Origin of the sequence: Caenimonas terrae, assembly GCF_042655405.1 — a bacterium.
Lineage (GTDB): Bacteria > Pseudomonadota > Gammaproteobacteria > Burkholderiales > Burkholderiaceae_C > Ramlibacter > Ramlibacter terrae_A.
Window position 1 is genome coordinate 99,372 of sequence record NZ_JBHSMF010000009.1, and the last position, 8,470, is coordinate 107,841.

Annotated in this window: 9 protein-coding genes; 7 read left to right on the forward strand and 2 right to left on the reverse strand. The window is 68.1% G+C overall.

The features are described from left to right. Positions 1–93 precede the first annotated feature (93 nt). Positions 94–1,143 carry a hypothetical protein gene (locus ACFPOE_RS14130; protein ID WP_376850766.1) on the forward strand — a complete coding sequence of 350 codons (1,050 nt, stop codon included), beginning with the start codon at positions 94–96 and terminating at the stop codon, positions 1,141–1,143. On the opposite strand, the gene mpl is transcribed toward ACFPOE_RS14130, so the two are convergent. Further along, a complete protein-coding gene (mpl, locus tag ACFPOE_RS14135) occupies positions 1,140–2,513 on the reverse strand; it encodes a UDP-N-acetylmuramate:L-alanyl-gamma-D-glutamyl-meso-diaminopimelate ligase (RefSeq protein WP_376850767.1) in 1,374 nt (457 codons plus the stop codon). The genes ACFPOE_RS14130 and mpl overlap by 4 nt on opposite strands. A 9-nt stretch (positions 2,514–2,522) precedes the next feature. Then, a complete protein-coding gene (locus tag ACFPOE_RS14140; RefSeq protein ID WP_376850768.1) occupies positions 2,523–4,160 on the reverse strand; it encodes a long-chain fatty acid--CoA ligase in 1,638 nt (545 codons plus the stop codon). A 65-nt stretch (positions 4,161–4,225) separates the two neighbouring features. Here ACFPOE_RS14140 and ACFPOE_RS14145 point away from each other — a divergent pair, with 65 nt between their 5' ends. The 6 genes from ACFPOE_RS14145 to ACFPOE_RS14170 all read left to right on the forward strand — a co-directional run. Next, entirely contained in the window at positions 4,226–4,810 is a 585-nt protein-coding gene (locus ACFPOE_RS14145; RefSeq protein ID WP_376850769.1) for a hypothetical protein, read from the forward strand. Positions 4,811–4,814: 4 nt separating this feature from the next. Beyond that, a complete protein-coding gene (locus ACFPOE_RS14150; RefSeq protein WP_376850770.1) occupies positions 4,815–5,378 on the forward strand; it encodes a TlpA disulfide reductase family protein in 564 nt (187 codons plus the stop codon). Between the two features lie 136 nt (positions 5,379–5,514). Then, on the forward strand, positions 5,515–5,964 hold the full coding sequence (gene accB / locus ACFPOE_RS14155; protein WP_376850771.1) for an acetyl-CoA carboxylase biotin carboxyl carrier protein: 450 nt from the start codon (positions 5,515–5,517) through the stop codon (positions 5,962–5,964). 9 nt (positions 5,965–5,973) lie between these two features. Then, complete coding sequence (gene accC / locus ACFPOE_RS14160) at positions 5,974–7,332, forward strand: acetyl-CoA carboxylase biotin carboxylase subunit (protein WP_376850772.1); 1,359 nt, start codon at positions 5,974–5,976, stop codon at positions 7,330–7,332. A 5-nt stretch (positions 7,333–7,337) separates the two neighbouring features. Then, complete coding sequence (gene prmA / locus ACFPOE_RS14165; protein ID WP_376850773.1) at positions 7,338–8,219, forward strand: 50S ribosomal protein L11 methyltransferase; 882 nt, start codon at positions 7,338–7,340, stop codon at positions 8,217–8,219. Positions 8,220–8,259: 40 nt separating this feature from the next. Continuing rightward, positions 8,260–8,470, forward strand: a 211-nt coding sequence (locus tag ACFPOE_RS14170; RefSeq protein WP_376850774.1) for a zinc-ribbon domain-containing protein, incomplete at its 3' end; no start/stop codon positions are given.

Below are 8,470 nucleotides of genomic sequence, written 5' to 3' on the forward strand. Positions count from 1 at the left end.
GAACCGTGATAAATTTTGTTTACAAATAGTAACCTCTAGATTACATTTGTTGCTAATTCCTGTAGGCAGGACACCCCCTGTGAAGGACGCAACATGTCAATTGAACTCCCGGTACTGCGACTCGGACTGGCTGGCTTCGCTGCCCGGCAGGTCGCCGAGCTGGACGCCCTGCTCAGGCGGTCCGCGCCGGGGCGGCATGTTTGGCAGATCGGCCATTTCGGCGATTCGGACGCTTGGTGGCTGAGCGGTCCCAGGACCCAGCGAATCACCGACGGCACAATCCGGATCCTGCCCGCCATCCCGAGTGAGCGTTCGCTCCAGATCGACCTGCAGGAGGTCGATCGTCCCGTCGGCTTCTCGCTGCCCACCGTATTCACCCCGCCGAACTCGAGCTACACCTTCGACCCCGAGTCCATCCCCAGCATCAACGCGGTGCTGGAGAAGTTCGAGGGCTGGCTGCAACCGGTCGCCGCCCAGTTCTCGCTGGCCGCGCGCATCATCGAACAGGAAAGCGTGCTGGGCTCCGGCATGTACCACGTGATCCTGAATGCCCGCCTGCTGGCGGTGGTGGACATGAAGGGCGACATCGGCGTGTTCCCCAGCGCCGGCCCGGCCGATTTCGACGATGCGATGTGGGTGCGCCAGCCCGAGCGCACCGAGATCCCCGATTCGTTTGTGCGCACCACGCTGTCCGAGCTGATGTGGCAGTACGCCGTGCGGACCACCCGCGACGTGCTGCCCAAGCGCTACCGCAGCGGCCTGCTGTATTTCCGCCGGCCGCCGCGGCTGCAGCAACGGCTGCTGTCCGACGGCCACATGCTGCTGATGCGCGAACTGTCTGCGGCCGCCGGCACCTTCGCCGAACTGCAGCAGCGCACCGGCATGGCGGCCCCGGCGATGGCCAAGGCGCTCGCGGCGCTTTACCTGGTGGGCACGATCACGTCCAACCCGAAGCGGGCGAGCGTGACGCGCACGGTCCCCGGCGGTGACGACAGCGAACCGAGCCAGGGGATCCAGCACAGCATCGTTCCGTCCGGCCTGGAGACGGAGTCGATGCCCTCGACGCAGCCGCCGCGCATGCGGCCGGGCGCGCGCCACGGCAGCGCCGACTTCACCCTGCCGATGCCCCTGGTGCGGCGCTAGCCGGCGGCGGCCAGCGCGGCCAGCAGGCGGGCGTGGAAGCCGCCGAAGCCGCCGTTGCTCATGCAAAGCACGTGATCGCCGGGACGGGCCTCACGCAGCACCTGCTGCAGCAGTTCGTCCACCGACCCCGCCACCATGGCCCGCGCGCCCATCGGCGCCAGCGGTTCGCGCGGGTCCCAGCCCAGGCCGCCGCTGTGGCAGAACGCCAGGTCGGCCTGCTCCAGGCTCCAGGGCAGCTGCGACTTCATGGTCCCGAGCTTCATCGTGTTGCTGCGCGGCTCGAACACCGCCAGGATGCGCTGCGCGCCGATCTTGCGGCGCAGGCCGTCGACGGTGGTGCGGATCGCAGTGGGGTGGTGGGCGAAGTCGTCGTAGACCGTGATGCCGTTGACCACGCCGAGCGTCTCCATCCGGCGCTTGGCATTGTGGAAGCCGCACAACGCGGCGGCGCTGACTTCGGGCGCGACCCCGACGTGCTGCGCCGCGGCGATGGCGGCCAGCGCATTGAGCTGGTTGTGCACCCCGCTCAGCGCCCATTGCACCCTGCCGGCCGGCTTGCCGCGCTCCAGCACCTCGAACGCATCGGCGTCGCCCCGGGCGCTGAAATCGCTGACGGCGGCCCCGAAGCTGCGCACCTCGCTCCAGCAGCCCTGATGCAGCACGCGGGCGAGGCTCTCCTCCAGCCCGTTCACCACGATCCGGCCGGATGCCGGCACGGTGCGCACCAGGTGATGGAACTGGCGCTCGATCGCGGCCAGGTCGTCGAAGATGTCGGCGTGGTCGAACTCGAGGTTGTTCAGCACTGCCGTGCGCGGCCGGTAGTGGACGAACTTGCTGCGCTTGTCGAAGAAGGCGGTGTCGTATTCGTCGGCTTCGATCACGAACGTGTGCCCGCTGCCGGTGCGCGCCGAGATGCCGAAATTGAGCGGCACACCGCCCACCAGGAAGCCGGGATTCTTCCCTGCGTATTCCAGGATCCAGGCGAGCATCGAAGTGGTGGTGGTCTTGCCGTGGGTGCCGGCGACCGCCAGCACGTGGCGGCCCTGCAGCAGGTTCTCCGCCAGCCACTGCGGCCCGCTGGTGTAGCGCTCGCCGGCATCCAGGATGGCCTCCATCAGCGGATAGCGCGGCTGGCCGTCGGCGCCGCGGGCCCGCGACACCACGTTGCCGACCACCCAGACGTCGGGCTTGAGCGCCATCTGCTGCGCGCCGTAGCCTTCGATCAGTTCGATCCCCAGCGCCCGCAGCTGGTCGCTCATCGGCGGATAGACCCCCGTGTCGCAGCCAGTGACCTTGTGCCCTGCTTCCCGTGCCAGCGCGGCGACGCCTCCCATGAACGTGCCGCAGATCCCCAGAATATGAATGTGCATGGGCGCGGATTATCGGTGCCCCGCGAAGCGCTCCCGTAACTTCATCTTCCAGAACTTGCCGGTCGACGTGCGCGGCACGGCGTCGATGAACTCGTAACGATCCGGCAACTGCCACTTGGCAAAGCCGTGCTTCAGCAGATGGGCGCTGAAATCCTCCGGCGTCGCCGCCTGGCCCGGTTTGAGGACCACGCAGGCCAGCGGCCGCTCGCTCCACTTCAGGTCCGGGATCGCAATCACCGCCGCTTCGGCCACGGCAGGATGGCCCATGATCGCGTTTTCCAGGTCGACCGAGCTGATCCACTCGCCGCCGGACTTGATCAGGTCCTTGGTCCGGTCGGTGATCCGCACGAAGCCCAGGGCGTCGACGGCGGCGACGTCGCCGGTGCGCAGCCAGCCGTCGTCGGTGAACTTGTCGGGGTCGACCGGCACCTGGTGGTAGCTGCCGGTGATGAAGGGGCCGCGCACCTGGATCTCGCCGACGCTGCTGCCGTCCCAGGGCTGGTCGCCGCCGTCGTCGCCGCGCACCCGCAGGTCCACCAGCGGCACCGGCACGCCAGCCATCGCGGCGCGGCGGTAACGCTCGTCCTGCGTGGCCTGGCGCAGCTCGGCACGCGGATAGGAGACGGTGCAGACCGGCGAGGTCTCTGTCATGCCCCAGCCTTGCAGGATCCAGATGCCGTGCCGGTCGAAGGCGCGGATCAGCGCCTCCGGCACCGCGGCCCCACCCACCAGCGAGCGCATCCCCCGGGGCAGCGTCCAGCGCCCCTGGTTGGGAGAGCCCTCGTCCTGCGAGGCATCGAAGGCCTGGATCAGGCTCATCCAGATGGTCGGCACGCCCAGCGCCAGCGTCGGCGGCTCCAGCTGCATCAGGTCCAGCAGGTCCTCGGGATGCAGGTGCGGCCCCGGAAACACCAGCTTGACGCCCAGCATGACAGCGCCATACGGGATGCCCCAGCTGTTGGCATGGAACATGGGCGTTACCGGCAGCACCACGTCCGTGCCGCGCAGTCCCCAGAAATCGCCCAGGCTCGCCACCAGCGTGTGCAGCACGGTGGAGCGGTGCGAATAGACCACCCCCTTGGGCCGCCCCGTGGTGCCGGACGTGTAGCACATGGCCACCGGGTCGTCCTCGGCGTGCGGTTCGTACTCGAAGCCGTCCGGGTCGGCGTCGGCCAGCAGCCGCTCGTAGTCGATGAAGTCGGGCGCCACCGGCGCGCCCGAGAACGGGACCACGATCACCTGCTCGAACTTGTGCAGGGGCGCAACCTGCCGGTACAGCGGCAGCAGCACGTCGTCCACCACCAGGAAGCGGTCCTGGGCGTCGCCTGCGATCCAGCCGATCTCGTCGGGCGAGAGCCGCAGGTTCAGCGTGTGCATCACCCCGCCGGCCGCCGGGATGCCGAAGTAGCACTCCAGGTGGGCGTGATGGTTCCAGCACAGGGTCGCGACCCGGTCGCCTTTCTTCATTCCCATCTTCTTCAGGGCCGACGCGAGGGCGCGGGCGCGCCGGTGGAAGTCGCCGAAGCTGTGGCGGCGCAGGCTCTTGTCCGGCAGCCGGGAAACGATCTCGTTGCCGGCGAACAGCCGGCCGGCCCGCTCCAGCAGGTGGTTGATCGAAAGCGGGACGTCCATCATCGTGCTGTGCATGCGGCCTCCTGGTAGCCGGGTCACTTTACGTCCGGTCGCGGCCGCTGGCGGCAGAATCTTCCCTGATGGACAACCTGAAATCGGAAATCGCGGCCACGGCTGCGCGGATGGTGGTGGAGGAGGGCCTGGAATACGGGCCCGCCAAGCGGCGCGCCGTCCGCCAACTGGGGCTGCCGCCGCGCACCGCCCTGCCGGACAACGACGAGGTGGAAGACTCGGTGCGCGAGTACATCGAGCTGTTCTGCGCGGACACCCAGCCGGGCGAACTGGAGGCGCTGCGGCGGCTGGCGCTGACGTGGATGGAGCGGCTGGCGCAGTTCCGCCCGTACCTGGGCGGCGCGGTGTGGCATGGAACGGCGACCCGCCTGTCGGACATCTACCTGCAACTGTTCTGCGACGATCCCAAGTCGGCCGAGATCGCCCTGATCGAACACAACGTGGATTACGAAGCCCGCGCCGTCACCGGCTTCCACGGCGAAACGGTGGACGCCCTGAGCCTGTCCAGCATGAGCCCCGAGCTGGGCGAGCCGATCGGCGTGCACCTTCTGGTCTACGACCACGACGACGTGCGAGGCGCCCTGCGTCCGGATGCCAAGGGCCGCACGCCGCGCGGGGACATCGCCGCGGTGCGCGCGTTGCTGGGACAATAGCGTGATGGATTCCACGGCCAAAGCACCCCCCACGCCCTCCGGCACGAGCAGCCGGCGCCGCTTCCTTTACGGCGGTGTCGCTGCCGCCGCCGCGGCCGCCGGAGCCGGGCTGGCCTGGTGGAAGTACGCGCCGACGCAAGCACCCTCCAACGCGCTGGACTCGTTCTGGTCCACCAGCTTCCAGACGCCGCAGGGCGCCGCGCTGCCGATGGCTGCCTTTCGCGGCAAGCCGCTGCTGATCAACTTCTGGGCCACCTGGTGTCCGCCCTGCGTCGAAGAGTTACCGATGATCGACGCCTTTTACCGCCAACACGCAGGCAACGGCTGGCAAGTTGTCGGCTTGGCGCTCGACCAGCCCAGTGCCGTGCGCAGCTTCCTGCTGCGCACGCCGGTCACTTTTCCGGTCGGGCTCGGCGGGCTGGAAGGGACCGAGTTGGGCAGATCGTTGGGCAATGCCAGCGGGGCGCTACCGTTCAGCGTCGTCGTCTCTGCCGTTGGGGGAGTGCTCCACCGTAGAATGGGACGCCTCACCGCCGGCGAACTGGCGGAGTGGGCCAGGCAGGCCTGACCCGCCGGCGTGTCGGCCGGTGCCCAGGCAGCGGCCTCGTCAAAAAATAAAATCGCGAGAAATAGCGGAAGAAAATCAAAGTAAGCGTGAATTGGAGTAAATTCGCGTTCCTTTTGTTGCATCCGCTGGAGAGCACATGGATTTGCGCAAGCTGAAGACGCTGATCGACCTCGTATCCGAGTCGAACGTTTCGGAACTCGAGATCACCGAAGCCGAAGGCAAGGTCAGGATCGTCAAGGGCGGCGTCGCCACCGGCCACGCGATGCCGGCCCAGGCCTATGCAGCACCGCTGCAGGCGGCCGGAGCCGCGCTGGCACCCGCCGCGGCCCCTGCCGTGCCGCAAGTGCCGGCCGGCCACACCGTCAAGTCGCCTATGGTGGGAACGTTCTACCGGTCTTCCAGCCCCGGCGCCAAACCGTTCATCGAGGTGGGCAGCCAGGTCAAGGAAGGCGAGACGATCTGCATCATCGAGGCGATGAAGATCCTCAACGAGATCGAAGCCGACAAGTCCGGCACCGTCACCCAGATCCTGTGCCAGAACGGCCAGGCCGTGGAATATGGGCAGGCGCTGGTCGTGATCGAATAAGCAAGGCCCATGTTCAAGAAAATCCTGGTCGCCAATCGGGGCGAAATCGCACTGCGGATCCAGCGGGCCTGCCGCGAGCTCGGCGTCAAGGCGGTGATGGTCTATTCCGAAGCCGACCGCGAAGCCAAGTACGTCAAGCTGGCGGAGGAGGCGGTCTGCATCGGACCCGCCCCGTCGCCACAGAGCTATCTGAACATGCCGGCGATCATCTCGGCCGCCGAGGTCACGGACGCCGAAGCCATCCATCCGGGCTACGGCTTCCTGTCGGAGAACGCCGATTTCGCCGAGCGCGTCGAGAAGAGCGGCTTCCAGTTCATCGGACCGACGCCCGAGAACATCCGCACCATGGGCGACAAGGTCTCGGCCAAGCAGGCCATGATCAAGGCCGGCGTGCCCTGCGTGCCCGGCTCCGAGGGCGAGTTGCCGGACGACCCGGTGATCATCCGCCGCACCGCCAAGGCGGTCGGCTACCCGGTCATCATCAAGGCGGCCGGCGGCGGCGGCGGCCGCGGCATGCGGGTGGTCCACACCGAGGCGGCCCTGATCAACGCGGTGCAGATGACCAAGGCGGAAGCCGGCGCGGCGTTCGGCAATCCGGCGGTCTACATGGAGAAATTCCTGCAGAACCCGCGCCACATCGAGATCCAGATCCTGTGCGACAAGCACAAGAACGGGGTCTACCTGTGGGAGCGCGACTGCTCGATGCAGCGCCGCCACCAGAAGGTGATCGAGGAAGCGCCGGCGCCGGGCATCCCGCGCAAGCTGATCGAGAAGATCGGCGAGCGCTGCGTCGCCGCCTGCAAGAAGATCGGCTACCGCGGCGCCGGCACCTTCGAGTTCCTGTATGAAGGCGGCGAGTTCTATTTCATCGAGATGAACACCCGGGTCCAGGTGGAGCATCCGGTGACGGAGCTGATCACCGGCATCGACATCGTCAAGACGCAGATCATGGTCGCGGCCGGCGAGAAGCTGCCATTCGCCCAGCGCGACATCGCGCTGCGCGGCCACGCCATCGAATGCCGGGTGAATGCCGAGGACCCGTACAAGTTCGTGCCCTCGCCCGGGCGCGTCACCACCTGGCACGCGCCGGGCGGTCCCGGTGTGCGGGTGGACTCGCACATCTACACCAACTACTTCGTGCCGCCGAACTACGATTCGATGATCGGCAAGATCATCGTGCACGGCGACACCCGCGAACAGGCGCTGGCGCGGATGCGCACCGCGCTGCTGGAGACGGTGATCGAGGGCATCAACACCAACATCCCGCTGCACCGCGAGCTGATGGTGGATGCCAAGTTCATGGCCGGCGGCACCAACATCCACTATCTCGAAGAGTGGCTGTCGCGGCATAAGGCCCTGAAGGCCTGAGCCAGATGTTCGAGCTGCGCCTGCTGGTTCCGCAGGACCGGGTCGATGCCGTGTCCGACGCCCTGGAGGCGCTGGACGCGCTGAGTGTCTCGGTGGAAGACGCCGACGCCCAGACCGATTCCGAGCAGGCGCTGTTCGGCGAGCCCGGCATGCCGCCGCCGCGCGGCGGCTGGAACCGCTCCCGCGTGATCGCGCTGTTTCCCACCGAGGAGGCTGCCCGCGAAGCGGGCGCGCTGCTGCAGGCCCAGGACTTCTTCGACGGCTGCCAGGTCGCCGGCGTCGAGGACGTGCCGGAGCAGGACTGGGTGCGGCTGACCCAGTCGCAGTTCGCCCCGGTGGAGATCACCCCGCAGTTCTGGATCGTGCCGACCTGGCACCAGCCGCCCGACCAGGCCCGGCAAGTGATCCGGCTCGACCCCGGACTGGCCTTCGGCACCGGCACCCATCCGACCACCCGCATGTGCCTGCGCTGGATCGCCCGCCAGCAGCTGGCCGGCCAGCGGGTGCTCGACTACGGCTGCGGCTCCGGCATCCTGGCGATCGGTGCCGCCAAGTTCGGCGCCACCGACATCGACGCGGTGGACATCGACGAGGCGGCGGTGCAGTCGACGCAGGCCAATGCGCTGGCCAACGACGTGGTGCTGCACGCCGGCCTGCCGGAACGCGCGCAAGGCAAGTACCAGACCGTGCTGGCCAACATCCTGGCGTCGCCGCTGAAGGTGCTGGCGCCGCTGCTGTGCGCCCATGTGGCGCCGGGCGGCTCGCTGGTGCTGGCAGGCATCCTGGAGCGCCAGACCGAGGAGTTGAAGCAGGCCTACGCCCCTTACGCCCGGCTCGACGTCGCTGACACCGAGGACGGCTGGGTGCTCATGACGGCCCGCCTCTGACCGCCTCCGGCCGGAAGGTGGCCGATACAATCTGCCGCTCATGAGCCTGATCACCCGGTGCCCCGCTTGCGGGACGATGTTCAAAGTCGTCCCCGACCAACTCCGGATTTCCGAAGGCTGGGTGCGTTGCGGGCAATGCGCCGAGGTGTTCGACGCCACGGCCAACCTGCAGGAGCCCGAACCCGCGGCCGCGGCCGCGGCGGCGACGCCGGAGCCGGAGCCGTCGGCACCGCCCGCGCCGCCCGCGCCGC

Coding starts and splice junctions, on each gene's coding strand:
- ACFPOE_RS14130 (WP_376850766.1), top strand. CDS start 94: ATGTCAATTGAACTCCCGGTACTGCGACTCGGACTGGCTGGCTTCGCT.
- mpl (WP_376850767.1), bottom strand. CDS start 2,513: ATGCACATTCATATTCTGGGGATCTGCGGCACGTTCATGGGAGGCGTC.
- ACFPOE_RS14140 (WP_376850768.1), bottom strand. CDS start 4,160: ATGCACAGCACGATGATGGACGTCCCGCTTTCGATCAACCACCTGCTG.
- ACFPOE_RS14145 (WP_376850769.1), top strand. CDS start 4,226: ATGGACAACCTGAAATCGGAAATCGCGGCCACGGCTGCGCGGATGGTG.
- ACFPOE_RS14150 (WP_376850770.1), top strand. CDS start 4,815: ATGGATTCCACGGCCAAAGCACCCCCCACGCCCTCCGGCACGAGCAGC.
- accB (WP_376850771.1), top strand. CDS start 5,515: ATGGATTTGCGCAAGCTGAAGACGCTGATCGACCTCGTATCCGAGTCG.
- accC (WP_376850772.1), top strand. CDS start 5,974: ATGTTCAAGAAAATCCTGGTCGCCAATCGGGGCGAAATCGCACTGCGG.
- prmA (WP_376850773.1), top strand. CDS start 7,338: ATGTTCGAGCTGCGCCTGCTGGTTCCGCAGGACCGGGTCGATGCCGTG.